This is a genomic window from Neorhizobium petrolearium (genome assembly GCF_017873175.1).
GTDB classification, from domain to species: Bacteria; Pseudomonadota; Alphaproteobacteria; order Rhizobiales; family Rhizobiaceae; genus Neorhizobium; species Neorhizobium petrolearium.
Genome location: NZ_JAGGJW010000001.1, coordinates 16,743 through 41,254 on the forward strand (window position 1 = coordinate 16,743; position 24,512 = coordinate 41,254).

26 protein-coding genes and 3 pseudogenes are annotated in these 24,512 nt (G+C 60.7%); 21 read left to right on the forward strand and 8 right to left on the reverse strand.

Annotated elements, in window-relative coordinates; all coding sequences use genetic code 11:
* Positions 1–145 precede the first annotated feature (145 nt).
* Positions 146–745: a helix-turn-helix domain-containing protein gene (locus tag J2046_RS00110; RefSeq protein WP_210047641.1), complete on the reverse strand. Its 600-nt coding sequence runs from the start codon at positions 743–745 to the stop codon at positions 146–148.
* A 228-nt stretch (positions 746–973) separates the two neighbouring features.
* Between J2046_RS00110 and J2046_RS00115 the strand changes: the two genes are divergently transcribed.
* The 7 genes and pseudogenes from J2046_RS00115 to J2046_RS00140 all read left to right on the forward strand — a co-directional run bounded on the left by J2046_RS00115 (position 974) and on the right by J2046_RS00140 (position 5,495).
* Positions 974–1,477 (forward strand): fasciclin domain-containing protein, encoded by a 504-nt coding sequence (locus J2046_RS00115; RefSeq protein ID WP_210047643.1) that lies wholly within the window; start codon positions 974–976, stop codon positions 1,475–1,477.
* A gap of 168 nt (positions 1,478–1,645) precedes the next feature.
* Complete coding sequence (locus J2046_RS00120; protein ID WP_210047645.1) at positions 1,646–2,110, forward strand: TspO/MBR family protein; 465 nt, start codon at positions 1,646–1,648, stop codon at positions 2,108–2,110.
* Positions 2,111–2,460: 350 nt separating this feature from the next.
* Positions 2,461–2,613 (forward strand): annotated as a pseudogene (locus tag J2046_RS33675) (putative entry exclusion protein TrbK-alt); the annotation flags it as partial.
* Positions 2,614–2,632: 19 nt separating this feature from the next.
* Positions 2,633–2,827, forward strand: a complete 195-nt coding sequence (locus J2046_RS33680; RefSeq protein WP_233469454.1) for a hypothetical protein — start codon at positions 2,633–2,635, stop codon at positions 2,825–2,827.
* Between the two features lie 236 nt (positions 2,828–3,063).
* Entirely contained in the window at positions 3,064–4,299 is a 1,236-nt protein-coding gene (locus tag J2046_RS00130; RefSeq protein WP_210047649.1) for an MFS transporter, read from the forward strand.
* 148 nt (positions 4,300–4,447) lie between these two features.
* A complete protein-coding gene (locus J2046_RS00135; protein WP_210049702.1) occupies positions 4,448–5,170 on the forward strand; it encodes an alpha/beta fold hydrolase in 723 nt (240 codons plus the stop codon).
* Between the two features lie 20 nt (positions 5,171–5,190).
* A pseudogene (locus tag J2046_RS00140) lies at positions 5,191–5,495 on the forward strand (putative quinol monooxygenase).
* Between the two features lie 6 nt (positions 5,496–5,501).
* On the opposite strand, the gene J2046_RS00145 reads toward J2046_RS00140, so the two are convergent.
* Entirely contained in the window at positions 5,502–8,384 is a 2,883-nt protein-coding gene (locus J2046_RS00145; RefSeq protein WP_210047651.1) for an ATP-binding protein, read from the reverse strand.
* 311 nt (positions 8,385–8,695) lie between these two features.
* On the opposite strand from J2046_RS00145, the gene J2046_RS34195 reads away from it, so the two are divergent.
* The 13 genes and pseudogenes from J2046_RS34195 (at position 8,696) to J2046_RS00205 (ending at position 19,902) form a co-directional block, all read left to right on the forward strand.
* Positions 8,696–8,809, forward strand: a complete 114-nt coding sequence (locus J2046_RS34195; RefSeq protein WP_325169714.1) for a hypothetical protein — start codon at positions 8,696–8,698, stop codon at positions 8,807–8,809.
* 228 nt (positions 8,810–9,037) lie between these two features.
* A complete protein-coding gene (locus J2046_RS00155; protein WP_210047652.1) occupies positions 9,038–9,499 on the forward strand; it encodes a (2Fe-2S)-binding protein in 462 nt (153 codons plus the stop codon).
* A gap of 1 nt (position 9,500) precedes the next feature.
* A complete protein-coding gene (locus J2046_RS33685; protein ID WP_233469456.1) occupies positions 9,501–10,373 on the forward strand; it encodes a hypothetical protein in 873 nt (290 codons plus the stop codon).
* Positions 10,374–10,506: 133 nt separating this feature from the next.
* Positions 10,507–11,760 (forward strand): molybdopterin cofactor-binding domain-containing protein, encoded by a 1,254-nt coding sequence (locus J2046_RS33690; RefSeq protein ID WP_325169715.1) that lies wholly within the window; start codon positions 10,507–10,509, stop codon positions 11,758–11,760.
* Positions 11,761–11,771: 11 nt separating this feature from the next.
* Positions 11,772–12,404 (forward strand): hypothetical protein, encoded by a 633-nt coding sequence (locus J2046_RS00165; protein WP_210047653.1) that lies wholly within the window; start codon positions 11,772–11,774, stop codon positions 12,402–12,404.
* A gap of 142 nt (positions 12,405–12,546) precedes the next feature.
* A complete protein-coding gene (locus J2046_RS00170) occupies positions 12,547–13,776 on the forward strand; it encodes an MFS transporter (RefSeq protein ID WP_210047654.1) in 1,230 nt (409 codons plus the stop codon).
* Positions 13,777–13,803: 27 nt separating this feature from the next.
* A complete protein-coding gene (locus J2046_RS00175) occupies positions 13,804–15,447 on the forward strand; it encodes an FAD-dependent oxidoreductase (RefSeq protein ID WP_210047655.1) in 1,644 nt (547 codons plus the stop codon).
* Between the two features lie 26 nt (positions 15,448–15,473).
* Positions 15,474–15,779, forward strand: coding sequence for a UBP-type zinc finger domain-containing protein (locus J2046_RS00180; protein WP_210047657.1), 306 nt, complete (start codon positions 15,474–15,476; stop codon positions 15,777–15,779).
* A gap of 433 nt (positions 15,780–16,212) precedes the next feature.
* Positions 16,213–16,329, forward strand: a pseudogene (locus J2046_RS00185) (helix-turn-helix transcriptional regulator); the annotation flags it as partial.
* A gap of 641 nt (positions 16,330–16,970) precedes the next feature.
* Positions 16,971–17,459, forward strand: coding sequence for a YkgB family protein (locus tag J2046_RS00190; RefSeq protein ID WP_210047658.1), 489 nt, complete (start codon positions 16,971–16,973; stop codon positions 17,457–17,459).
* A 33-nt stretch (positions 17,460–17,492) separates the two neighbouring features.
* Positions 17,493–18,440 (forward strand): alpha/beta fold hydrolase, encoded by a 948-nt coding sequence (locus J2046_RS00195; RefSeq protein ID WP_210047659.1) that lies wholly within the window; start codon positions 17,493–17,495, stop codon positions 18,438–18,440.
* An 86-nt stretch (positions 18,441–18,526) separates the two neighbouring features.
* Positions 18,527–19,144 carry a molybdopterin-dependent oxidoreductase gene (locus J2046_RS00200; RefSeq protein ID WP_210047661.1) on the forward strand — a complete coding sequence of 206 codons (618 nt, stop codon included), beginning with the start codon at positions 18,527–18,529 and terminating at the stop codon, positions 19,142–19,144.
* Positions 19,141–19,902 (forward strand): ferredoxin reductase, encoded by a 762-nt coding sequence (locus J2046_RS00205; protein ID WP_210047663.1) that lies wholly within the window; start codon positions 19,141–19,143, stop codon positions 19,900–19,902. The genes J2046_RS00200 and J2046_RS00205 overlap by 4 nt, the downstream gene beginning before the upstream one ends.
* A gap of 155 nt (positions 19,903–20,057) precedes the next feature.
* Here the strand turns inward: J2046_RS00205 and msrA are convergent, their stop codons facing one another.
* The 3 genes from msrA to J2046_RS00220 all read right to left on the reverse strand — a co-directional run bounded on the left by msrA (position 20,058) and on the right by J2046_RS00220 (position 21,544).
* Entirely contained in the window at positions 20,058–20,573 is a 516-nt protein-coding gene (msrA, locus tag J2046_RS00210) for a peptide-methionine (S)-S-oxide reductase MsrA (RefSeq protein ID WP_210047665.1), read from the reverse strand.
* Positions 20,574–20,576: 3 nt separating this feature from the next.
* Entirely contained in the window at positions 20,577–21,038 is a 462-nt protein-coding gene (gene msrB, locus J2046_RS00215; protein ID WP_210047668.1) for a peptide-methionine (R)-S-oxide reductase MsrB, read from the reverse strand.
* A 128-nt stretch (positions 21,039–21,166) separates the two neighbouring features.
* Complete coding sequence (locus tag J2046_RS00220) at positions 21,167–21,544, reverse strand: winged helix-turn-helix transcriptional regulator (RefSeq protein WP_233469457.1); 378 nt, start codon at positions 21,542–21,544, stop codon at positions 21,167–21,169.
* A 74-nt stretch (positions 21,545–21,618) separates the two neighbouring features.
* Between J2046_RS00220 and J2046_RS00225 the strand changes: the two genes are divergently transcribed.
* A complete protein-coding gene (locus J2046_RS00225; RefSeq protein WP_210047671.1) occupies positions 21,619–22,212 on the forward strand; it encodes an NADPH-dependent FMN reductase in 594 nt (197 codons plus the stop codon).
* A 119-nt stretch (positions 22,213–22,331) separates the two neighbouring features.
* Here J2046_RS00225 and J2046_RS00230 read toward each other — a convergent pair whose 3' ends face one another.
* The 3 genes from J2046_RS00230 to J2046_RS00240 form a co-directional block, all read right to left on the reverse strand.
* Positions 22,332–23,102 carry an SDR family oxidoreductase gene (locus J2046_RS00230; protein WP_210049704.1) on the reverse strand — a complete coding sequence of 257 codons (771 nt, stop codon included), beginning with the start codon at positions 23,100–23,102 and terminating at the stop codon, positions 22,332–22,334.
* The gene (locus J2046_RS00235; protein WP_210047673.1) at positions 23,099–23,482 is read right to left on the reverse strand and encodes a nuclear transport factor 2 family protein; all 384 of its coding nucleotides are present in this window, start codon (positions 23,480–23,482) and stop codon (positions 23,099–23,101) included. The genes J2046_RS00230 and J2046_RS00235 overlap by 4 nt, the downstream gene beginning before the upstream one ends.
* Before the next feature lie 88 nt (positions 23,483–23,570).
* A complete protein-coding gene (locus J2046_RS00240) occupies positions 23,571–24,431 on the reverse strand; it encodes an alpha/beta fold hydrolase (protein WP_210047674.1) in 861 nt (286 codons plus the stop codon).
* Positions 24,432–24,512: the final 81 nt, after the last annotated feature.

Sequence of the window (24,512 nt, forward strand, 5' to 3'; positions counted from 1 at the left end):
GGAGTTCAACAATGCGATCAAAGCGCTGGTTGGACTGGGCCGGTCTTGACGCAGCATTTAGTTGGCTATCGTCCGGCCAGGTGACGACTCATCAGCGCCATGTTCGTCCATGACGCCGCTTCATCAGGCTTCTTAGGAAACCCGGTCAAGTTGAGGATGGTTGCGCCGTCACGACGACAATGGCGGCGCAGGGCAGCGACCCGTTGCGGCGATAGCTGTGGGGATAGGTGCATTCGAAATACATCGAGTCGCCCTCGTTCAACGTAATGTCCTCACCCTCCAGGTTCACTACGAGCTCGCCACGCAAAACGTAGATGATCTCCGCGCCAGCATGCTCGTGCGGCTCCGATTGTTCATCTTGCTCTCCAAACTCGACGTAGTAGCCGTTGAGCCTGCGATCGCTGACTGGATAGTCGAGCGACTCGAAGCGGTAAGCGGGTGACGTCCGCCCCGCCTTGTCCGGAAGGCGAATGCGGTCCGCCTTACGCACGACGGCATGGACCGGCCGGTCGCTGTCCTCTTTGAAGAAGTGGTCGAGGCCGACGCCAAAGACCAAGGCTATCCGCAACAAGGTCGGCAGCGTCGGAAACAGATGTCCGCGCTCGATCTTCGACAACATCGCCGCCGAGAGACCAGTGTGCTCGCCGAGCTGGACCAGTCCCAGTTTTTTGCGCAGTCGCAGTCGACGGATCTTCGGGCCGATAGCATAGCCCTCAAGGGCCGTGGTCAATGTCTCCGACAGCATGTTTCCGGTCTCATTTCACCTCAGTTCAAAGATAGGTAGCATACTTTTCTCAATGAGAAAATCACTTTTCATGTCACGATATTTTTCTCTTGAAGAAAATTAATTTTAGCATAATTCAATAATGTAACGAGGTGCGCAATACAAAACACATTCGATCCCGCTTCCTCGGACCTGGACGCCGGCGAAGCCGGCCCCACAGGAAAACGCGTCTAGCCACAGGAGCTAAAGATGAGCAGAGCAAATATTGCATCGATGGCCGCGGTCGTTCTCGCCGTGGCGGGTCTGATGATCGGTAGCAACCTCGCGCGCGCCGGCAATCAGGACATTGTCGACACGGCGGTCAGTGCCGGCCAGTTCAAGACGCTGGCGACAGCACTCGAAGCAGCGGATCTGGTTGCTACTCTGAAGGGGCCCGGACCGTTCACGGTGTTTGCGCCGACGGATGAGGCATTCGCAAAGCTGCCGGCCGGCACAGTGGAGAACCTGCTGAAGCCGGAGAATAAGGCGAAGCTGACGGCGATCCTCACCTACCACGTGGTGCCGGGTGCGGTGAAAGCCGAGCAGGTGACCACGCTGGACGAGGTCAAGACCGTCAACGGAACGGTGGCGAAAATATCGACCGGGGACGGCAAGGTCATGATCAACGACGCCACCGTTGTGAAGGCCGACATTGCGGCCTCGAACGGCGTCATCCATGTGATCGACAAAGTCATCCTGCCGCCCGAAGGCTGATCGGCCACCTATCGCCCCAGCCGATCAAACAGCCGGCCCGCTTTTTCGCCGAATAGCGGGCCGGTTCTTATCGACAGGCGCGCTCATATGCGGACCCGGTTACAGTTGCTGATCCGAGGCAAAAGAACCATGACGTTCTCTGCCTAAACAAGGGCATTGGTGATTCCAATGAATGTGCGTGCAGGGGAACTCGGCGGCCTATTCTTGTTTCTCGTGATCGTTCTGTGTGGCGGGCTTATCATTGGTTTCGTGACTGCTCCCGGTGCATGGTATGCAACGCTGAGCAAGCCGCCCTTCAATCCGCCGAGTTGGGTCTTTGCCCCGGTTTGGACTGCGCTCTACATGATGATCGCGGTCGCCGGTTGGCGAGTGTGGCGAGAGGGCCGCAGCAGAGCGCCAACGAAGCTATGGTGGGTGCAGTTGGTTCTAAACTTCGCTTGGTCGCCGATTTTTTTCTCGGCGCAACGCGTTGATATCGCCCTTGGCGTGATCGTGCTGCTTCTGATCACGATCATCGGCTTCATCGTGATTAGCGGGCAGCGGGATAAAATCGCATCGCTCCTGTTTGCGCCCTATGCCGCCTGGGTGGCGTTCGCCTCGGTTCTGAATGGCGCGATCTGGCTCTTGAACTGATCGGGTGACGTCGCACTGCTCGAAGAGGAGACGGCAAGGTGCTGAGAACGTACGATCATATGAGCGGGCGAGCAAAACCCGACGCTCGGGCCGCAAAAAGTTATGATATTGATTTTAAATGTTAAAGCGCGAGAGAATATTTTCGAGGTTTTGCCAACCATCGGGGCCACTCGGGCGACTTTTTCACCTCGCGGCACCCGGTGGTCTATTCAGGCGGCCCGAGCTGAAGCGTTACTGGTTGAGCGAGATCAGGCCGATGGAGGATTATCGCGCATGTGAGATGCGCGATAATCCGAACCAAACAAAGCATATTCCCGCAGCGCCAAGATGTTCAGCTGAGGGCGCTGGCCATGGACGGCAAAATGCTCGCTCGTCTGGGCGCCGTCGTCTTTGTCGCCGTCGCGATCACCGCGACAGCGACTGAGATGATCAGAAAGAGAGTGGCCCCCGCGCCATGGACACGATCCACAGTCGCCGCGCCGGCGGATCCCCTCCGGCTCGGCTAGCGCCGGTGCCAGCAGCTTGGGCAGGCTGCCCCACAGATCATCGAAGGGCAGCAAATCATGGACGGCAGCGGCTTCGGGTCTCCTCGGCTGCGAGATCGTCTTCATCGCCACCACGCTGATCGTCATCGACGTGATGCGCGCCAGCGTGACAAAGCTGCGGCAGGAGATTTCTACGGGGATAGAGCCTCAGCCAGGCAGCAGTTCTAGCTGAGGCGAGACGTCGAGGATTGGTTGGAAAACTGCAGTTATCGAAATCAAATCTTCTCGGCAGCTACGCACCCGCATATCGGACGTTATGAGATAGCCTTTCAATGGGCCGATCAATCGAACACCGTCTCATATTGTCGTGAACCTTGCGCGACTTTACAGGCCGCGATAAATTGCACATTGTGCATTGCACCACGATCTGACCGCTGACCTGCCGGTTCGGACAAAGGAAATGCTCTAGTGAGAGGGACGGGTGTCGAAGAGTTCCGGGATGGGTGGCGGCTCGTGGTGGCCGGCCTGTGCGGGACGTCGTTGGGAATGCCCGCCATCCCGTTCTATACGATCGGCGTCTTCGCGCCGATTTTTGCCGAGGAATTCGGCTGGTCGTTTGCGACAATCTTTGGCGGCTTGTCGTTGCTTGCCGGTTCCGTTCTGATCGTGGGTCCGTTTTTCGCGACGTTGATCGACAGGCTTGGCGCGCGCATGGTGGCGTTGGTTTCCCTGCCGTGCCTGGGCTTGAGCTATATGACTCTCGCGGCATCGAACGGCTCGGTGGCGCAATACTATCTGTCGTGGCTCGCCATAGCGATATGCGGGTTGGGGGCAACCCCGGTCGTCTTCACGCGGGTAATCAACAGTGCCTTCGCCGAGCGCCGGGGGCTCGCCCTCGGCATCGTGCTGTCCGGAGCAGGCCTGTTCGCTTTTGCGGTAAAGCCGCTTGCCCAACTGTTGATCGAGACCGGAGGATGGCGCGCTGCAATTCTCGTTGTGGGCGCACTGCCGGTCTTCATCGCATGCCCCTTGGTTTTTTGGGGCTTTGCCGGGTCGCAAAGCAAGGACGTTCATGTCAGACCCGCCGCGGGCCAGGACTTCGAAGGCATGATGGCTGGCGAGGCTTTCCTGTCTCGCTCGTTCTGGCTCCTCGCCATCGTCTTTATTCCGATGTCGCTCGCCGTCGCTGCGCCGCTGCCCAATATCGAAAACATTCTTCGTTCGCTTCGCCTGGCGCCCGGCGATATCGTCCAACTCGCCTCTTTCGTGGGGATAGCGGCCGTTGCGGGCCGACTGCTTGGCGGCGTTCTGGTTGATCTTTTCTGGGCGCCTGCGGTAGGCACGGTCATCCTCATGATGGGCGCGGTATCGTGCCTTATCCTTTCACACGACAGTGTGAGTTTCTCGACGGCCGCCATCGCGATCGTTTTGCTTGGGCTCACGTCTGGGATCGAGTTCGATCTGATGGCTTACCTCGTGGCCCGCTATCTCGGGATGCGAAGCTACGCGACGACCTACGCCACGCTGTATGGCATCTTCGTGGTTGGCGCCTTCGTGGGACCTAGCCTGTTCGGCTACGTTTTCGACCGCACGGGCACCTATGCGGGCATACTTCAAGCCTGCGCGCTGCTGCTCGTCGGCGGTGCGTTCGTCATTCTTTTCCTGGGGCCATATCCGGTTCGGAAAACCCAGACGTTCCCGTAACATTATAGCGCCGTTTGTGGCTCCGGTGGCTTTTGTCGGTTTTACCTCTTTTAACCAACCGCCTTGCAGCCGTTGCGATATCGTTCCGGTGGGTTTCCAACCTTTGGAGGTGATCGTGAAACGAACAATCTGGGGATTTCTCGCCGCCATGACTATTGCCTCTCCGGTCGCTTCGTTTGCCGCCGACAAGCCTGTGTCGATCGTTCTGACCCACGGCGCATTTGTTGACGGCTCCGGATGGCAGGCAGTCTTCAACCTCCTGACCGACAACGGGTATGAGGTTCTGGTCGTCCAGAACCCGACCATCAGCCTCACCGGCGACGTTGCAGCCACCAATCGTGTGATCGAGGCGGCGAGCAAACCGGTCGTCCTCGTCGGCCATTCCTATGGCGGAATGGTCATCACCGAGGCGGGTAATAATCCGAAGGTGCAGAGCCTGGTCTACCTTGCCGCCTTTGCGCCAGACGCCAAGGAATCGGTGGCATCGCTTGCCGAGCAACCCGTGCCTGCGGGAGAGTCGGGAGCGCCCCTGCTGCCGCCGAAGGATGGCTACCTGCTGGTTGATCCCTCGAAATTTCCGACCGCTTTCGCAGCGGACGTCGATCCCGCGATAACCGGCTTCATGGCCGTCGCCCAGGTTCCATGGGGCCTGGAGGCGGTGCAGACCCCGATCGACAAGGTGGCGTGGAAGACCAAGCCCTCGCATTTCATGGTCACCAAGAAGGACATGATGATCCCGCCGACATTCCAGCGGGGATTTGCCAAGCGAGCCGGTTCCACCACTGTCGAGATCGACAGCAGCCACGCGGTGATGCTATCTCATCCAAAGGAGGTTGCGGCTTTCATCGAGAGTGCGGCAACCGCGAAATAGCGGACCGGGAGAAGCAGATCATGTCTCATGTCAAGATCATGGCGACCTTGGTCGCCAGATCGGGCAAGGCCGGAGATCTGGAGGCGCTGCTCTTCGGCATGGCGCCCCACTGCGGATGGAGCCGGGCAACCTGCGGTGGGACGTCTGGCGCGACCAGGCAAAAGCCGGCCGCTATGTGCTTGATGAATTATATGTCGACAATGCCGCAGTGGCGGAGCACCGTGATACTCCGCATTTCAAGGACTACCTGTCGAAGATAAACGACCTCGCCGAGCGAAACGCCTTTGTCCTCGACCCAGTCCTGGTTGCCAACAAGAATGGCTAGAGCAATTCAGGATAATCCCTTTCGCGCGACTTCATCTTGCCGCGCGAGGACATCAAGCAACCTACGAGCCTCCGTAACGCTAGCGCAAGGCAGCGCGTCATCGAATTCGGCACATACCGGCGAAAGCAGCTCGGCTGCCGCCTGCCGATCGGTTTCGGCCCACAATTCCGCCAGCGACGTCGAGGCGCGCAGCCGGAAGAAAAGAGCGCCGCTTTCCCGGGCGGTCTCCGCTGCGAGCAACAAGGTTTCTGAGGCACCGGCCAGATCGCCGTCCAGCCGCTGAAGCAGGCCGCGCACGCGCAGCAGTTCCGGCCGGGACCAGTGCTCGCCCTGTCTATCTGCACGGTCGAAAGCAGCGCTCAAGCTGTCGCGCGCGAGCGCGATGTGCCCGTAACGCAACGCAGCTTCCGCAAGGATTGAAAGGTAGAACGGCACCCGAACGAGGAAATTGTTGGCGATGAGCTGCTCGGTCGCCTGGCGCATCGTGCCCACCCCTTCTGCGTCGCCCTCCATGCACGCGAGCGCACCCTTGTAGAAACGGCAGACCGGTTGCCAAATCGCGATTTCGCGCAGGGTGAGATTACGGGCAAGCGCCGCGACGTGCTGCCGCGCAATCTCGGATTCACCGGACCATAAGGCGATGGGAAGGGCAGCCTGCGCAAGAGCATTGGAATGCGAGACGAGATGATCATGCGCGACGCTGTGCTCGAGCGCGTCCCGAAGTGCCGCCGCGGCCTCGCCGCGATCTCCGGCGACCCAGGCCGTCATCGCCAACGCCACCCGGATCGATACGAACCGATCCATCTGGAAGCGGGCCACGCCAGATTGCTTCTCGGTCGCTGCGTAGTCGCGCGCGAGCCGTTTCAGGTCATCGTTCGCATGCCTGACATCGCCGCAGTAGAAGACGGCCATCAGCCTGACGCGCTCGCCCTCAGCAGCCGCCTGTCGGTCGTCTCGCTGGCCGGTGGCGAGTTTCGCAAACTGCGCCAGCGTCGCTATCGCCTGTCGATGCCGCCCGGTGAAGCTTTGCAATATGCCGACCCCCCATAATGTGCGGAACTGATAATCGACGTTGTCGATCTGTCGCGCCAGTTGGTTTGCCTCCATCCATGCAGAGTCGGCTTCCGGGCCGAGGCGGTCGGAGAAGTTGAGACCCGAAGCATAGGATGCGATGAGCTTCATCTTCACCGCAGGTTCGCAGCGCGACAAGGCTTCGACACATTGCAGCGCCCGTTCGACACGTCGCCGGCTTTCCGCGACCATCGACAATTCGTCCCAAAGCGGAATTGCGGCACTCGTCAGGCGCACGCCGACCTCGTGCTCAAGGCTATCGCCCATCGCCCAGTCGATCGCCTTGCGCAAGTCGTTGGTGCGCGGTTCGTAGGAGGCGGTCCATTCCTTCCTCGGCCGCCAGTACCACTCCGCCTCGGCTTGCTCGAACAGCCGGAGGAGATAGTGCGCGTGGCTCGATTGCGCATCAACTGCCTCTCCTGCCGTTTCGAGCCGTTCGCCAGCGAAACTGCGCGTACTGTCGAGCAGGCGATAGCGTGTTCCGCTCGCATCGTGTGTGGTCGACAACAGCGACTTCGCGGCAAGGCTTTCGATGCACATCGCGATCTCCTCGATGCTTCTGTCGATGTGGCCGGCCACACCGATGACATCGGCAAGAGAAAAGCTTGTCGAGAATACCGACAAAAGGCGCAGGAGCCTGGCCTCGTCCTTTGAGAGAAGCTGGTAACTCCAATCCAATGTCGCAAGCAGCGTCTGGTGCCGATGAGGAGTTCCACCTGAACGGGCGACGAGCGGAGTGAAGCTGTCCTTCAGAAGGTCGAGCAACGCCGGCGGCTTCAAGGCCGGCAGCCTGGATGCGGCCAGTTCGATCGCCAGCGCAATCCCGTCGAGCCGGCGGCATATCGCCGATATGGCGGGAAAGTCGGCATCATCGACCCGGTAGCCGTATGCCGCATGCGCCCGCTTCACGAAGAGTTCGACGGCTGGAAAGGCCATGGCCTCCGTGCGGTTCTCGCCGCCCTGCTCATCCGGGTATCGAAGCGGCGACAGGCGATAGACGCTTTCAGATCGCGCCCGTAGCGGCTCCCGGCTCGTTGCGATGACATAAAGACCCGGAAGAGCGAGCGTCAGGTGTTCCGTGATCGCAGAAGCGGTACTGAGAACGTGCTCGCAATTGTCGAGTATCAGCAGCATTTCGCGATCACGCAGCGTCTCGACGATGCCGGCAAGCATGTTGGTCCATTTGCCGCCGGCCCCCAGAGACGCCGCTATCGTGGCATCCACGAGTTGTGGGTCGCCAATGGCAGCAAGATCGACAAAACAAACGCCGTCGCGAAAGCGGTCAGGCAGACTTTGCGCCAGTCTGACAGCGACCGTCGTCTTGCCCACCCCCGCTGGCCCCGCAATCGTGAGGATCCTGCATTCCGAAAGCTTGGCGACAAGGTCTGCAATTGCGCGGTCGCGACCGACGACCTCCGTCTGTAGAGGCAATTCCGAGCCTGCTGCCTTGCGGGTCTCGAGCGGGGGGTGCTGGTCTCCTCCGTACACACGCAACGGTGCAACGAAGCGATAACCGCGGCCGCTCACCGTAGCGATGCACGATAGCCCCGAGGCCGTTCCCGAAAGGGCGCGGCGCAAGGCTGCGATGTTGACCTTCAGATTGCTTTCATGGACGAAGGTGGCCGGCCAGGCGTACCGTATCAACTTGTCCTTGCCGACGACCTCCCCCGCGTGGATGACGAGCAGGTGGAGAAGATCGAGAGCCCGCGCTCCAATGCGCAGCGGCTTTTCGCCAAGCGTCAGGAGTTGCCGGTCTGGAATGAACCGGTAGTCCCCGAAACAGTATGTTTTGCCGTCTAGTCTGCCGGATCGTTCCATGCACTCACGAATAACTTCCCAATGAAACTTGACGTTCCGAGGTGCGTCCTAGGCCCAGCCTAGGGAGCTTTCGCAGGCCATCGAATTTAACCCGCTTTTTACCTCGGCGCCATCCACCCGCGTATAGCTTAGGAAACATCGATCACCGTTGAAGAGCAACCCGAGGCGATAAAGACGATGCCTTGTTCTCGCACTACCCTCACTCTCTCCGATGCGAAGCGGATGCTGGCGGCGGGCGAAGCCGAAGCCGCAAGCTTCGGCATAGAGCAAAGCAAGGTGGAGGGGTCATCATCTTCGGCGGCGGAGTGCCGGTGCGCGTCGCCGGTGAAATCATTGGTGCGGTGGGCGCGAGCGCCGGGACCATCGAGCAAGACATTTCGGTCGCACAGGCGGCGGTCGCAGCAATCGCTCCAGCCAACGCGTGACCGAGACATTTGTGGAAAAGGTGCGCATCGCCATTCCACTGTTGAGGAATAGCGATGGCAAGAAAGCGTTCGTCGAAACCGAAAGAATTCGCCTCACGCTCCCCGCTGCCGAGGCCTAACCGCTGGTTAAAAAAGGTAAATTCTGGCGGACTGTCCTTTGCAGCGTTGGAATCCGCCGCTACGCTTGCATGCAATAGCCAAGCGCCAGCAAGCTAAGGAAGGCCTGCGATGTTCGATATCGTTGTCAATGGCTCGAGACATCAAGTCGACGTGGTACCCGAGATGCCTTTGCTTTGGGTTTTGCGCGATGAGCTTGGCATTACAAGTCCGAAGTATGGTTGCGGAATCGCCCTGTGCGGCGCCTGTACGGTGCAAGTCGACGGTGAGGCGGTGCGGTCCTGTCAGGCGCGCATGGCTGACGTAGCAGGCAAGGCGATAACCACGATCGAAGGGGTCGGCAACGGCAAGCTGCACCCGGTGCAGGAGGCTTGGATCGAGCACCAGGTTGCGCAATGCGGATACTGCCAGACGGGCCAGATGATTCAGGCGATCTCGCTGCTCAAAACGCATCCCAAACCGACCGATGAGGATATCAACGAGGTCATGTCGGGCAATCTCTGCCGATGCGGCACGTACGAGCGCATCCGCGTCGCGATCCACGCAGCCGCGGAAAAGATCGGAGGGAAGTGAGATGGGCACGATGCCGGTGCTTTCCCGCCGCACCTTCATATTCGGCTCCGCCGCCGTTGCCGGAGGTGTGGTGTTTGGGTCCTATGGTCAGGCTCAGGACAATCCCGCTTCTCCCGGCACGACTAACCCGCTGGCGGTGGACCTCGGCCCGGATTCGGTCGCCTTCAATCCATGGGTCGAGATCAGCCCCGAAAAGATCACGCTCATTGCACAACATGCCGACATCGGACAGGGTATTGGTTCGATTCAGCCAGTTATGATCGCGGAGGAACTGGATCTGGAACTCGACCAGTTCGAGATCCGCTTCGCCGGCCCCAGCCCCGCCTACTTCAACACCGGATTCGCACACGAGATCGCTCCCTTCATGGCGGCGGACCAGAGCCTTGAAGCCGAGAAGGGACGCGCGGCTGCGCTGGAATGGCTGAGGCAGTCCGGCCTGCAGATGACCGGAGGCTCGAGCGCGATCCCCGATACCTACGAAAAGCTGCGCGCCGCTGGCGCGGTTGCGCGCGAGACGCTGAAGGCTGCCGCGGCTAGACGGAGCGGCGCCGCCGTCGCCGACATCCGCACCGAGGCCGGCCACGTCATCCTGCCGAACGGGACGAGAATCCCCTATATCGCGCTTTCGGCCGAAGCGGCGAAAATACCGCCGGTCACGGACGTCAAGCTGCGCGACCCGTCGCAGTGGCGCTTGATCGGCAAATCGATGGAGCGGCTCGACATACGCGCCAAGGTAACGGGCGAGATTGTTTTCGGCATCGATCGCAAGATGGACGGCATGGTCTATGCGGCGGTCAAACTCAATCCCAACAAGGGCCAGCCGATCAGGTCGTATGACGCGAGCAAGGCGCAGTCGATGCCGGGCGTTCAGTAAGGTCCTGAAGATATCCAACGGCGTCGCGGTCATCGCGACGAACAGCTGGTATGCGATGCAAGCGGCGGAGCGCGTCGAGTGCGTGTGGGAACCGTCCAGATATCCGCCCGAGCAAGCCGGGCACTGGGACATCGTGCAATCCTCTTTCACTCCGGAATTTCTCGCCAAGCAGTGGCGCAACGATGGCGATATCGATGCCAGTTTAAAAGAGGGGACGTTGCTCGAGGCGGAGTACCGGGCGCCCTATGTCGGCCACCAGCCGCTGGAACCGCTCAACGGCATCGGCATCGTGACCGACGACAGGATGGAAATCTGGGTTGGCCACCAGACGCCGCAATCGGTGCAGTACATTGCGGCCAAAGCAATTGGTATGAAGCCCGAACAGGTCACCTTCCACAACGAGTGGTCGGGCGGAAGCTTCGGCCACCGCCTGGAATTCGAGAACGTCAGGGCGCTTGCCGAGATCGCGAACCAGCTGCGCGGGACGCCCGTGAAGATCGTCTTCTCGCGCGAGCAGGACTTTCTGCAGGATATCCCGCGGCAGATTGCGATGGGCAGGTATCGGGGCAGCGTCAAGGACGGCAAAATCTTGGCGACCGATGTCCAGGTGGCGGCGACGCCTCCCTTCAAGGAGCTGCTGAGGCGGATGGATATGCCGCCTGATGCCCCCGACGGCCAGTTGGCCGTTGGTATCTGGAACATGTACTACGACATTCCGAACTACCGTGCGGCGAGTTTCGAGGTGCAGGGCGTGTCGCCGTCTACCACCTGGCGGTCGGTCGGCGCTTCGGCCAACGGCTTCTTCACCGAGAGTTTCATCGACGAACTGATCCATGCCGCCGGGCTAGACCCGCTGCAGGCGCGCATCGACATGTGCAAGATTCCGATCTACCGGACGCTCCTGCAAACGGTTGGCGACATGGCCGGCTGGACGGGACCGCTTGGCAACGGAAAGGGCCGCGGCGTCGCCTTCGTCGAGGCCTTCGGCACGGCAGTTGCCGAGATCGTCGAAGTGACCATGACCGATGCCGGCATCAGGATCGACAAGGTCTGGGTGGCTGCCGATGTGGGCAAGGTCGTCGATCCCGTCAATTTCGAGAACCAAGTGCAGGGCGGCGTTGTCTGGGGGCTCGGCCATGCGATGAACTGCGAACTCACCTATGCAAACGGGTCAGTCCAGCAGACCAACTACAATCACCACGAAGCCATGCGGATGTATCAGTGTCCGGTGATCGAGGTGCGCGGGCTGGAGAACGACTACACGGTGCGGGGTATCGGCGAACCGCCCGTACCGCCGGCGGCGCCGGCGCTCGCCAACGCCATCTTCGCCGCGACCGGCAAACGCATCCGCGAAATGCCGTTCAACAAGTTCATCGACTTTGTTTGAGAGAGGCGGTCATGGACAGAACTCTGATTGCCGCTGCACTCGCTGCTTCGATAATGGCCCCTCTCACGGCGATGGTCTACGCCGAAGGTGAAGGTTCCAGGGATGCCCTGGCCCCGGGTAGCGTCAGCCGTGTGGCAGGTATGGAAGCATGGAAACGAATCGAGGCGGTTGTTACCCATCCACGCTGCGCAAACTGCCATGTGAACGCAGGCGGTATTCCGATCTGGACCCCTGCCGGTGAAACGAAGTCTCGTGTTCACGGGATGAACATTCATGGGGGGGCAAGCAGGATTGGCGCCGAGGCGATACCCTGTTCGACCTGCCATATGACGTCCACTCTCCCGAACGACCCTGCTCCCGCGCCGCCGCGCGCCGGTATTCCTTGGCAGCTCGCTCCGGTGGAGTTTCTTTGGTACGGCCAAAGTGGCGCCGAAATCTGCAAGCAGCTCAGGGATCGAGCCCGCAACGGCGGCCGCGATGCCGTCGCCCTGCTCGATCATCTTCGACACGATGCATCATTAAGCGGGTTCATTCCGCGAGGGTGGGAGCCTGGGGAGGGTCGCAGCACGCCGCCGGGAACCTTCGAGGACCACGTGCGGGACATGGCGGAATGGGGAGCCGCCGGCCAGCCATGCCCGGAATGAGCCTGCTTGGTGCGGACGAAAGACTGCCCCTGCCGTCATTTCGCACCGACTGAGTGCTTTCGCCGGTCGGAACCCGCGTCAGAATAGAGGCGTAAGCGACGGTCCATGTTGTTTCGTTGGCTCGGCCGATGAGGTGGTATCTATGTTTGGAAAAGCCTATGAAGCTCAGTGTCGGGCAACGAAACTTGCTCCATCCAGCGTTCCTCATGAGCGCCAGGCGCTTGCCCTTTTCGCGCTCGCGCTGGGCAGCTTCTGCATCGGAACGTCCGAGTTCGCGAGCATGGGCATCATTCAATTGTATGCCGCCGACTTCGATATCGATATTCCGACCGCTACGGATGCGGTCACCGGATATGCGTTCGGGGTCGTGCTTGGGGCGCCGCTCGTCACGCTTGTCGCAGCCAAGCTCAATCGGCGCACTCTCCTGCTGTTTTTGATGGGTCTCTGGGTCGTCGGAAACATCCTGTCATCGATGGCGAGCAATATCGGGCTGTTTGCGGTTGCCCGGTTCATAAGCGGCATGCCGCAAGGCGCCTACTTTGGCGCGGGAGCAGTTGTGGCGGCCTATTTCTTCGGCGCGGACCGGGCAGGAAAGGCTTTCGCGCTCGTTATGACCGGCCTGACGGTAGCAACGATCTTTGGATCGCCGTTGGCAACGTTTCTGGGACAGACGCTCGGTTGGCGGAATACCTATCTCGCCATGGCTGCGCTGGGCGCCGTCGCGCTCCTGGCGCTGTTCTTCTTCGTTCCGTGCACCGAAGCCCTTCGCGGAGGCTCCGTCGTGCACGAACTGTCGGGGCTGCGGCGGTGGAATGTCTGGGCGATGATAATCGTTGCGGCCTTGGGTATATCAAGCATATTCGCGGTCTATGCATTTATCGGGCCGCTGGTCACCGATGTGGTGCAACTCGATCCGTCCACAATTCCATTTGCTCTCGGCGTCTTTGGTATTGGTATGACGGTCGGCAATGTGGTCGGCGGTTATCTGGCCGACAGATTTGTGTTCCGTGGCTTGGTCCTCGGATACGGGCTCACGCTCGTGGCTTTGGTCATTTTGTCGAGATTTGGAACCAACACGTGGGTTTTCGTCGCCTGCCTTTTTGCCGTGGGCGCTGCGATGATGGCCGCAATTCCAACCATTCAAGTGCGTATGACGCATTTCGCGCCCGAAGCTCCAACGCTGATGGGGGCGATGAACCTGGCCGCTCTTAATGTGGCGAATGCGCTTGGGGCATGGGGCGGAGGACTGGTCATCGCAGCGGGATACAGCGTCTTTTTTTCACCGCTTGCCGGATTCGTGCTGACTGCCGCCGGGTTGTTCGTCTATTTTGTCGCGCTTTCGCGCCGCGCTGCGACGACCATACCGGCTTAGTAACCAGGCGCAGGGGAACAGGAAGGCATGACGAACCAGAGCCGTCATCCCAGATACGACCAGATGTTTCCCATTCTGGAGCCGCACGACATCGAGCGGCTGAAGCGGTTCGGCAGGAGCGTGACATATCTCGCCGGTACGCGGATCGTGAAAAGCGGTAGCCTGTCACCCGGGATCGTCCTCTTTCTCTCCGGGAAGGCAGAAGTCAGCCAGGAGACTGCGTTCGGTCAACGCGAAGTCATCGTTACGTACGGGGCCGGTCAGTTCACGGGAGAACTGGCCCAACTGTCGGATCGGCCAGCGCTGGTCGATGTGAATGTGACTGAAAACGCCGAGGCATTCATCATTGCACCGGAGCGTCTGCGCGATGTCCTTGTCCAGGAGGCTGCGTTGGGCGAGCGCATCATGCGCGCCCTGATTCTGCGACGGACCAATTTGCTGGAGATATCCGCCGGAGGACCGGTCATTCTGGGAAGGTCCGACAGTGCAGATGTCGTGCGCCTGCGGGGATTCCTACGACGTAACGTCCAGCCGCACCGTGTCCTCGATCCTGACCGCGATCCAGCCGCTGCCGCATTGGTCGAGCGTTTCAACGTGGATATTCATCATTTGCCGATCGTGCTTTGCACAAACGGCAAGATCCTGCGCAATCCCGGCGAAAACGAACTCGCCCGCTGCATGGGCCTGGTACGTCGAATAGACGAAGCCAGACTTTTCGATGTTGCTATCGTCGGAGCGGGGCCTGCCGGTCTTGCAGCGGCGGTGTATGCGGCGTCGGAAGGTTTGTCGACGGTCGTTCTCGATTGCCGCGCCTTCGGCGGTCAGGCCGGCGCTTCATCGCGCATCGAAAACTATCTCGGGTTTCCGACCGGTATTTCCGGTCTCGCACTCATGGCCCGTGCCTACAACCAGGCGCAGAAGTTCGGTGTCGAAATGGTGATACCCGACGAGGTGCATCATCTTGGCGTGGAGCGGAATGGCAGGGGCTCAACCTACACTCTCGATGTCGGCGACGGCGAAAGCGTACGGGCACGCACGGTCGTCATCGCGAGCGGTGCTCGGTACCGCAGGCTGAATCTGGCCAATGTTACCCAGTTCGAAAGCGCATCTGTGCATTATTGGGCTTCGCCCATCGAGGCGCGTCTGTGCGAAAACCAGGAGATCGCACTGGTAGGTGCCGGCAACTCCGCCGGCCAGGCGGCGGTGTACCTCGCAGGTCAGGTCGAAAAGGTCTGGATGATCGTTCGTGGTGCCAACCTTGCCGCCTCGATGTCGAGATATCTGATAGAGCGCATCGAGGCGCAGCCAAACATCGAGGTGGTATTGCGCACGGAGGTCACGGGGCTCCATGGCGGTGAGAATCTAACCGACGTAAGCTGGCGGTATGCGGATACCGGCGAAGAAACCAAGCGCCAGATACGCCATCTCTTCCTGCTCGTAGGCGCCGATCCAAATACAGACTGGCTTGCCGGCTGCGATGTCGCACTCGACTCCAAGGGGTTCGTCAAGACAGGCGTCGGCGAGAATCGACATCCTCTGGAGACAAGCCTGCCCGGAACCTTCGCTATCGGGGACGTCCGCGCCGGCTCGGTCAAGCGGGTCGCGTCGGCCGTCGGCGAAGGGGCACAGGTCGTCGCCGCCATCCACGAATTTCTCGCGGAAGCGCACTGACCGTACGTCAACAAGGGAGGTATCCAATGTTCGAATGTCGCCACGCGGAGCAGGTCGAGGATGTGACGCCGAGCGCCCTCGGCTGCGAGGAATGCCTCAAGACGGGCTCGCGGTGGGTGCATCTTCGCCTGTGCCGGACGTGCGGCCATGTCGGTTGCTGCGACGACTCGCCGAACCGTCACGCCACCGCGCATTTCCGGGCTACTCGCCATCCGGTGATCGAAGGTTACGATCCGCCTGAGGGCTGGGGCTGGTGCTACGTCGATGAGATCTTCATCGAACTTGGCGAGCGTACCACGCCGCAACGCGGGGCCATACTGCGGTTTAAATAAGCAATCCGCAGCGACGGGACGCTATGTGGACCGGCTGGGATGGGTCGTTGCCGAATGACAGCTATTCGCTTAGTTCGCGCCGACAACAGACAGCCGGCTGACGGCCCCATTTGGGCCGTTCATCATGCTGAAGCCCAGGACAGATGTCGTGTCGAGCTGTGATGGCCAGCGTCTTTCTCGCAGTCCGAGTTCTCCGGCCTCTGTGGTCCGATGATTTACCAAATCTCGCCGTTGCCCTGTCTTTGTACGCCACAGTGCGACGACGATATCTCCGTTGTTGCACCCCCCTGTGTTCTTCCTCTTCTATTTGACCCCGATCCAGGGGGCGCCCGCGAGCAAACGGGGACGACGTCGTAAACCTCCAAGGCTATGGGTCTTCCAGGATCGACGCCCAACAGTCTCTAACGTCCGCAGGCTCGAAGGAAATTCAACGATGAGTGAGAACCCAGCCATCCCAAGAACAATCCGGCGGCACCAGTTGCGAGAGATGGTGCCGATGGCTGACAGCACGATTTATGAAATGGAGCAGCGTGGCGAGTTTCCCACTCGATCGTGCTGATGCCAGCTAAGAGATTGATTTAAAGGGATATTTTCCAGATTTAAGCGCAAGAGGCCGGCCTGCGGCCCGTCAAAATTCTACGGTATTGATTTTAAAGCGAAAATCACTCGAAAATTATTTCACGCGGTTTCGGTATCTATCGAGGCCGATCGCCTCTCACAACCGATTTTCGACTGCTTGCTGTCGTTCTGCGGACCACCGAAAAGTACCGTTATATATCTTTAGCCGCCGAATATTATAGCGGCTAGAGCGGAGTCCGCGAAGAGCTGAGTTGCGCACCCTACCATAAAACGGAAGCCACAGTTACGCAGCTAGAGGCTGACGATGTTATTCGGAAGGTTGTATCCATTGCTGGCGGGTTGAACACCCAACCGATCAGACCGCCCCAACGAGCAGGTAATGGAGACGACGATGACGCAATTTACTCCCTATACGATCGACATCGCGCCTGGGGGTTCGTGCCGGATCTGCAGGCGCATATGGTGGCATCGCCCGAACTGCTCGAGCGGCAGGCGCTAACCGCTGAGGCCGCCTGATCGTCCCCGCGCCGCTGCGGCGGCGTAGCCCTTTCTGACAACGGTTTCAGGCATGGCCGGACCGAAATCGCATCCCATCACTCAAGGATACTTCCCATGAACAACCTTCTGCAAACCCGTTTCACCGTGGCCGAACGAAATTCCGGCTCCATGTCCGGCCTTGCCCTGTTGCGATGGTCGCTCGTCGTGATCTTCATCTGGTTCGGCTGCATGAAATTCACGAGCTACGAGGCGCACGGCATTGCCGGGCTGATCGCGAACAGCCCGTTCATGAGCTGGTTGCATACTCTGTTCGGCATCGAAGGCGGTGCGCGGGTAGTCGGTGTGCTTGAACTGGCGACTGCCGCCGCTCTGATCGCGGGGGCACTCGTCCCGGTTCTCTCGGCACTCGGCGCCGCCATGTCCACTGCAACCTACGTGATCACGCTGACCTTCTTCATCACCACGCCCGGAGTGTTCGTTCCTTCGCTCGGCGGCTTCCCCGCCATTTCGGGCGACATCGGACAGTTCCTGCTGAAGGATCTGGTCCTGCTTGCCGCATCGGTTACCCTGCTGCTCGCCTCTCGAGCATCATCGTCCAAATGAATGCGGCGACATGGGCCGTCCGGGAGTGAGACTATGAAAAACCTCAAACTTGCGGCGATTGGCATCGCCGCACTTATTTCCGGTAAGGTTGCCATGGCCGCGCCGGAGCCAATCGCGACGACACCAACGACCTATCATTACGAGCAGGTCGACGGGATCCGGATCTTCTATCGCGAGGCTGGCCCACGCGGCGCCCCCACGATTGTGCTGCTGCACGGATTCCCGTCATCGTCTCGTGAGTTTGATGCGCTTACCCCCCTTCTGGCGAAGCACTACCACCTGATCGCACCGGATTTTCCCGGCTTTGGCCAGAGTGATACGCCCTCTCCGACCAGCTACGAATATACGTTCGATCATCTCGCGACGACGACCACCCATCTCCTCGAGAAACTCGGTTTGACCCGATACTCGCTCTACATCCATGATTACGGTGCCCCGGTCGGCTTCCGGATAATGCTCGCCCATCCTGAGCGGTTGCAGGCGCTGATCGTCCAGAATGGCAACGCCTATCGCGAAGGCCTGGGGCCAAAGTGGGCCAAGATCGCGCAATATTGGGCGGATCCGAAGTCCCATCAGGACGTCGTCGATGCGTTCCTGTCGTTCGATGCCACGAAGCAGCGCCACACCGCCGGCACCAGGCATCCGGAACTCTACAATCCCGATACATGGACAGACGAGTTCGCCCATCTCTCCGCGCCCGGCCAACGCGAAATCCAGGCCGCTCTGCTCTACGATTACCGCACCAACATCGCCTCGTACCCCGCCTGGCAGGCGTGGCTGCGCGAGCACAAGCCGCACACTCTGGTCGTCTGGGGCGCGAACGATCCCTCCTTCATCGCGGCGGGCGGCGAAGCGTTCAAGCGCGACCTGCCCGATGCGGAAATTCACCTGCTGGATGCAGGCCATTTCGCGATGGACGAGAAGAATGACGAGATCGCTGAACTGATGCTTCGCTTCCTGCGCTCCAATACCCATCGTTGACAGGCGCGACGGTTTGTCGAACCTCGCTGGAGGAGCCTTTCGGCATCAACCCATTTCTGCAACTATTTACCCAGGAGGGACAGACAATGCTTGTGACGAGAGGCTTCAAAGGCAAGCGCCGCGGCGGAGACGCTGATCGCCTGCGACTACCGCCCGGCCAGTTCCTGACACCGGAATTTCCCGTGCTGACCGCCGGACCAACGCAACACACAAAGCTCAATAACTGGAGCCTTGTACTTCAACACGGCGGCTCGATACTGGGCAAATGGAGCTGGGAGCAGTTCGAGGCCCTGCCGCAGACCGAAATCACCTCCGACATCCACTGTGTCACCAAATGGTCGAAGTTCGATACGCGCTGGCGGGGGGTCACCATCGACGACCTCTTGCGCGCCGCCGGGTTGGATGCCGCGCCGACCGACTTCCTCTTGGCGCATTGCGATGGGGGATACACGACCAACCTGCTCGTCGCCGATCTGATCGAGGCGCGTGCGATGATTGCGACCCATTTTGACGATCTGCCGTTGCTGCCATCCCATGGTGGCCCGGCCCGCCTGCTCGTGCCACACCTCTATTTCTGCAAGAGTGCAAAGTGGGTGCGGCGCCTTGCTTTTCGCGACGCGGATTCGCCCGGCTTCTGGGAATCGCAAGGCTATCATCTCCGCGGCGATCCCTGGCGCGAGCAGCGCTACGAGGGCGATCAATGATCGACCTGACGACGGCATCCGCGCAGTGGCGCGTCGCCACGGTGGCGGCGATCCGCAACGAGACGGCGACGGTCAAGACGATCACCTTCGATGTGCCGGGCTGGCCCGGGCATCTTGGTGGTCAGCATGTCGACCTGCGCCTCACCGCCGAGGACGGCTATGTCGCGCAACGCAGCTATTCGATCGCCTCCGGTGCCGGTTCGGGGCCGCTTGTCGAACTGACCGTCGACGCCGTGCCCGATGGGGAGGTCTCGGGCTTTCTCCATGAGGAGTTGCGCGTCGGTGACCAGATCGAGATCCGCGGACCGATCGGGGGCTATTTCGCCTGGTCTGCGGCGCATGACTACGGATTGCTTCTGATCGCGGGCGGCTCGGGTATCGTGCCACTGATGTCCATGTTGCGTTCGCGCGATGCTGCCGGCGCGACGCAGCCTGCCCGCCTGCTCTATTCATCCAGGAGCATCGACCAGATCATCTATCGCAGCGAACTTGATCGGCTTGCCGAACAGACCGCCCAATTCACGCTCACGCACACGCTGACCCGCAATGCTCCATCGGGGTGGACCGGAGAGCGAGGCAGGATCGACCGCGTGATGTTGACACGCTGGCAATTCACTCCTGCGGGAGATCCGGACGTCTACGTATGCGGGCCAACGGCATTCGTCGAAACGATTGCCGAGCACCTCGTCGGGATGGGCCATAGGGCGAGCAACGTGCGGACAGAGCGGTTTGGACCCACGGGTGCGATCCGGACGTAACAAGAGAAGTCAGCCGGTCGCCCCGTTGCCAGCGCGCTTCCGAGAATCCCCATGTTTTCTGACGAAGCCCCCGCGGGCGGTGATCGAGAAGCGCCGGAAGCCCCTTGCGGACTTCCGGCGCTGTCTCATTCGTTAATCCAGCGTCGTCTTAAGTCTCAGGCTGCATCGACGCGACGCGGCAGCTTCCAGCCTGGTCGGATGAAGTGGCAGGTGTAGCCGTGCGGGATACGCTCCAGATAATCCTGATGCTCGGGCTCGGCTTCCCAGAAATCCCCCAAGGGCGAGACCTCGGTGACGACCTTGCCGGGCCACAACCCCGACGCCTCCACATCGGCGATCGTCTCCTCCGCCTCCGCCCTCTGCGCGTCATCCGCGTAGAAGATCGCGGAACGATAGCTGGCGCCGACATCGTTGCCCTGGCGGTTTTTCGTGGTCGGATCGTGTATCTGGAAAAAGAACTCGAGGATCTGCCGATAGCTTGTCAGATCGGGATCGAAGATGATCTCGATCGCCTCGGCATGGGCGCCATGGTTGCGGTAGGTGGCGTTGGGCACGTCGCCGCCCGAATAGCCGACGCGTGTGCCGACGACACCCGGTTGCTTGCGGATCAGATCCTGCATGCCCCAGAAACAGCCGCCGGCGAGAACGGCGCGTTGTATTTTGTCTGACATGATTCAAACCTTTCCTTCGTTCTCGAACAGCCGCCGGTATTCCCCGTAGCCTTCGGCCTCGAGATCATTGAGACGAATGAAGCGCAGAGACGCCGAGTTGACGCAGTAACGCATCCCGCCATCCGCCGCCGGACCGTCCGGAAAGAGGTGGCCGAGATGACTGTCGCCGCCGCCGGACCGAACCTCGGTCCGACGCATTCCATGGCTGTCGTCGACATGTTCGACGATCGTCGCGCCTTCGATCGGCCTGGTGAAGCTCGGCCAGCCAGAGCGGCTCTCGAACTTGTTCACCGATGCGAAGAGCGGCTCGCCGGAAACGACGTCCACGTAGATTCCGGGCTCCTTGTTGTCCCAATACGCATTCACGAACGGCCGCTCGGTGCCGTTCTCCTGCGTCACTCGATACTGCTCCGGCGAGAGGGCTGCCAGAGCGTCGGGGTTCTTAATGAAATGACTGTTCTTCATGATTATCTCCTTCGATATCCATGTAGAACTTTCCGTTATTCGCCAGTAGCGCCTGACTTCGGAACCCTTCCTATCGCTTTACGGAAGCGGCGCGTGTGATGGCTGATCATCGTGGCGCCAGCCAAGAATCAGTCTTCCGCGCGACGTTTGAGATATGCGTCGCGTGCCACATCCATACGCGGTGCGTTCTCGACGACCCACTCCGCCAATGCCTGCACGGGCATCAGGAACTCATGCCCCAGTTCAGTCAGGGCGTATTCCACCTGGGGCGGGTTGACCGGCGTGACCGTGCGAGAAACGAAGCCGTTTTGCTCGAGCTCCCGCAGGGTCGATGCCAGCACCTTCTGGCTGATCTCGCCGACTTCGCGGCGTAACGCGTTGAAACGACGCGGCCCATGCCCGAGCACGCGAACCACCAGCAGGGTCCACTTGTCACTGATCCGTGCGAGTATCCGACTGATGTGTTCGCACCGGGCGGTATCCTCGTGGATATCTGGTTTCGCCAAGGTGCCTCCTTGTCCCGGCATGAACACTCCTCGTAATCTGGTTACTCTGAGATACCAGCATATATGAGGACAGCATGAGTACCAAACCCCGCATTGCCGTCATCGTCGGCTCCACGCGGCCCACGCGATTTGCCGATGTGCCGGCACAATGGATCCTGAAGCAGGCTCAGGCCCGCGGTGACATGGATGTGGAGCTGGTCGATCTGCGCGACCATCCGCTACCATTCTTCGATGAGATAGCCTCCAACATGTGGGCGTCGAGCCAGAATTCCGAGGCGATCCGCTGGCAGGAAACGATCGCCCGCTTCGACGGCTACATTTTCGTCACCGCGGAATATAACCACTCGATCACCGGCGTTCTGAAGAACGCGCTCGACCAGGCCTACAAGGAGTGGATCCGCAAGCCGTTTACCGCCATCGGTTATGGCGGCACGGGCGGCGTGCGGGCGATCGAGCATCTTCGCTTGATCGCGGTCGAGCTTCAGATGGTTTCGACGCATGCGACCGCCCATATAGGCGGGAGCGATTTCTTCGCCGTACATCCGGCCTTCGGCAACAAGCCCATCGAGGAAATCGGGTCAAATCTGCTGCCGTCGACGACGACGGCTCTGGACGAACTGCTCTGGTGGGCCAAGGCGACCATGGCCGCCAGGTCGGCTGGCGCCTGACGCGCCGGAAGAACGCTTCCGAAATTGAAAAGGCTCGCTGGCGACCACGGCCAGCGAGCCTTTTGGAATACGGCCAAGCCAGGCAGGCCGGCCGCGCCGTCCGGCACTCACCCGCAAGGTCAAAGCACCTTCGTTTCGCCGCCGTCGACGCGGAGTGCCGCGCCGGTGATCCAATGGCTTTCGGCCGCGAAGAGGAAGGCTATCGCGTTGGCGATGTCTTCCGGTTGCCCAAAGCGGGCGATGCCCACCTCGGCCGCGAACCGATCGATTGCCGCATCGAGCGAGAGACCGTGCGAGTCGGCATAGCCCTGAAGCATCGTCAGGCGGCGGTCGGTCATGACCGATCCGGGCAGGATCGTGTTGACCTGCACCCCGTCTTCGATGCCCCGATCGGCGAAGGCCTTGGCCAGCGCAAGGATCGCCGCATTGATGGTACCGACGGCGGCGAGCGACGCCTTGGGCGTATAGGCTGACGTACCCGACGTGATCGCGACCGAGCCACGCGTCGCCTTGAGCGCATCCCATGCCGCTAGTGTCAAACGCCGGGCGGAGTGGAATTTGAGCGCCAATCCGTCGTTCCATTGTTCGTCGGTCAGTGCGAACATATCAGCCTGTGGAACAGCGCCGGCGATGCAGGCGACGGCGTCGATCCTACCGAAGAGCTCGAGCGTCGCTGCGACGACGGCTCCAGCCGCATCCGGCTGGCGCAGGTCGTAGACCAGAAGAAGCGGCGTTGCTCCTGCGGCCCGGACTGTCTCGGCCGTCTCGGCCAAGGTCTCCCGGGTTCGTGCCACCAGCACCAGGCCGCTGAAGTCGCGAGCCAGCCGGACGGCCGTTGCGCGGCCGATACCACGACTGGCGCCAGTGATGATCGCTACGCGCTCCATCAGACGCGAGCCTCGGCGATGGCCAGCGTGTCGATATACTGACGGAAGCTGGTGATCTTGCCGTTACGAACCGTCCAGACATGGGCGTAGCGGGCGTTCGACGTCTTACCGGTCGAGCCGTGGACGCCAGTGAAATCTCCGAGCGAAACGACCGTTTCGTTCTCAGTTATAAATTCGGTCGGCACCAGCGAGAAGCTCGACCATTCCGCCATCAGCGGCTTGAAAAGGCCCTCGGCGACCTTCTCCGGGCCACGCCCGTCCACCTTGTAGTGCCACATCGTCGTCCACTCGATGTCGGATGCCATAAGGCCGAGCGCGCCGGGCGCGTCACCTTTGGAAAGCTTGTCGTAGAAGTCGCGAACCACGTCTCGGGCGCTGGTCATCATCGGTCTCCGGTCTCGGACGGTCGACGCCGTCTCCTTGAATTCAAAAGTCCAGGCGCCGCAGAACAGGCGACGCCCGGATGGGCAATCAGTCGATGTGCTTGGCGAGGAACTCTCGCATCGCCGCGCCGATCTCAACGGCATGGGTTTCGAGCGCGAAGTGTCCGCTCTCGACAAAGCGAACGTCCGCCGCCGGCACATCGCGCTTGAATGACTGGGCACCCGGCGGAATGAAGAACGGATCGTTCTTGCCCCAGATCGCCAACACCGGCGGTTGATGCGCGCGCAGGTAGGCCTGGATGGTGTCGTAGAGCGCGACATTGGTCTGGTAATCGAGCAGCAGGTCGAGCTGGATTTCGTCGTTGCCGGGCCGCGACAGATAGAAATCATCAAGGTTGCGGCCGTCGGGCGAGACCTTTGTCGGATCATCGACCCCGTGCGTGTACTGGAAGAGGGTCGTCTCGGGCGCCAGGAAGCCTCGTAGCGCGTCCCGGTTGGCCTGAGTCGGCTCGTTCCAATACGCCATCACCGGCGCGAAGGCGCCCGACACACCTTCGACATAGGTGTTGCCGTTCTGTGTCACGATCGCGGTGATCCGCTCGGGGTGCTTGACCGCCAGCCGGAAGCCGACCGGAGCGCCATAGTCGAACACGTAGATGGCGAACTTGGTCAGACCGAGAACCTCGGTAAAGCGGTCCACGACATTGGTGATGTTCTCGAAAGTGTAGCCGAACTGGTCGCGGGACGGCTGTTCGGTCATGCCGAAGCCGGGCAGGTCCGGCGCAACAACGTGATAGCTATCCGAGAGTTCGGGGATCAGCTCGCGGAACATGTGGCTGGCGCTTGGGAAACCATGCAGCAGCAGCACGGTGGGGCGGCTCACATCGCCGGCCTCGCGGTAGAACAGCTTGAGGCCATCGACATCGACGGTGTTGAAGCGAATGGTCATCGGAAGTCTCCTTGATTTGAAGGTGTGCGGAAGGGTTTGCAGGCGCGGCTGCGCGCCGGCATTGTTTGGTGCCTGACTTGT

Bases quoted from the DNA above. Each gene is read 5' to 3' on its own strand.
- J2046_RS00110 (WP_210047641.1), bottom strand. From the start codon at position 745: ATGCTGTCGGAGACATTGACCACGGCCCTTGAGGGCTATGCTATCGGC.
- J2046_RS00115 (WP_210047643.1), top strand. From the start codon at position 974: ATGAGCAGAGCAAATATTGCATCGATGGCCGCGGTCGTTCTCGCCGTG.
- J2046_RS00120 (WP_210047645.1), top strand. From the start codon at position 1,646: ATGAATGTGCGTGCAGGGGAACTCGGCGGCCTATTCTTGTTTCTCGTG.
- J2046_RS00135 (WP_210049702.1), top strand. From the start codon at position 4,448: ATGACTATTGCCTCTCCGGTCGCTTCGTTTGCCGCCGACAAGCCTGTG.
- J2046_RS00145 (WP_210047651.1), bottom strand. From the start codon at position 8,384: ATGGAACGATCCGGCAGACTAGACGGCAAAACATACTGTTTCGGGGAC.
- J2046_RS00155 (WP_210047652.1), top strand. From the start codon at position 9,038: ATGTTCGATATCGTTGTCAATGGCTCGAGACATCAAGTCGACGTGGTA.
- J2046_RS33685 (WP_233469456.1), top strand. From the start codon at position 9,501: ATGGGCACGATGCCGGTGCTTTCCCGCCGCACCTTCATATTCGGCTCC.
- J2046_RS00165 (WP_210047653.1), top strand. From the start codon at position 11,772: ATGGACAGAACTCTGATTGCCGCTGCACTCGCTGCTTCGATAATGGCC.
- J2046_RS00170 (WP_210047654.1), top strand. From the start codon at position 12,547: ATGTTTGGAAAAGCCTATGAAGCTCAGTGTCGGGCAACGAAACTTGCT.
- J2046_RS00175 (WP_210047655.1), top strand. From the start codon at position 13,804: ATGACGAACCAGAGCCGTCATCCCAGATACGACCAGATGTTTCCCATT.
- J2046_RS00180 (WP_210047657.1), top strand. From the start codon at position 15,474: ATGTTCGAATGTCGCCACGCGGAGCAGGTCGAGGATGTGACGCCGAGC.
- J2046_RS00190 (WP_210047658.1), top strand. From the start codon at position 16,971: ATGAACAACCTTCTGCAAACCCGTTTCACCGTGGCCGAACGAAATTCC.
- J2046_RS00195 (WP_210047659.1), top strand. From the start codon at position 17,493: ATGAAAAACCTCAAACTTGCGGCGATTGGCATCGCCGCACTTATTTCC.
- J2046_RS00200 (WP_210047661.1), top strand. From the start codon at position 18,527: ATGCTTGTGACGAGAGGCTTCAAAGGCAAGCGCCGCGGCGGAGACGCT.
- J2046_RS00205 (WP_210047663.1), top strand. From the start codon at position 19,141: ATGATCGACCTGACGACGGCATCCGCGCAGTGGCGCGTCGCCACGGTG.
- msrA (WP_210047665.1), bottom strand. From the start codon at position 20,573: ATGTCAGACAAAATACAACGCGCCGTTCTCGCCGGCGGCTGTTTCTGG.
- msrB (WP_210047668.1), bottom strand. From the start codon at position 21,038: ATGAAGAACAGTCATTTCATTAAGAACCCCGACGCTCTGGCAGCCCTC.
- J2046_RS00225 (WP_210047671.1), top strand. From the start codon at position 21,619: ATGAGTACCAAACCCCGCATTGCCGTCATCGTCGGCTCCACGCGGCCC.
- J2046_RS00235 (WP_210047673.1), bottom strand. From the start codon at position 23,482: ATGACCAGCGCCCGAGACGTGGTTCGCGACTTCTACGACAAGCTTTCC.
- J2046_RS00240 (WP_210047674.1), bottom strand. From the start codon at position 24,431: ATGACCATTCGCTTCAACACCGTCGATGTCGATGGCCTCAAGCTGTTC.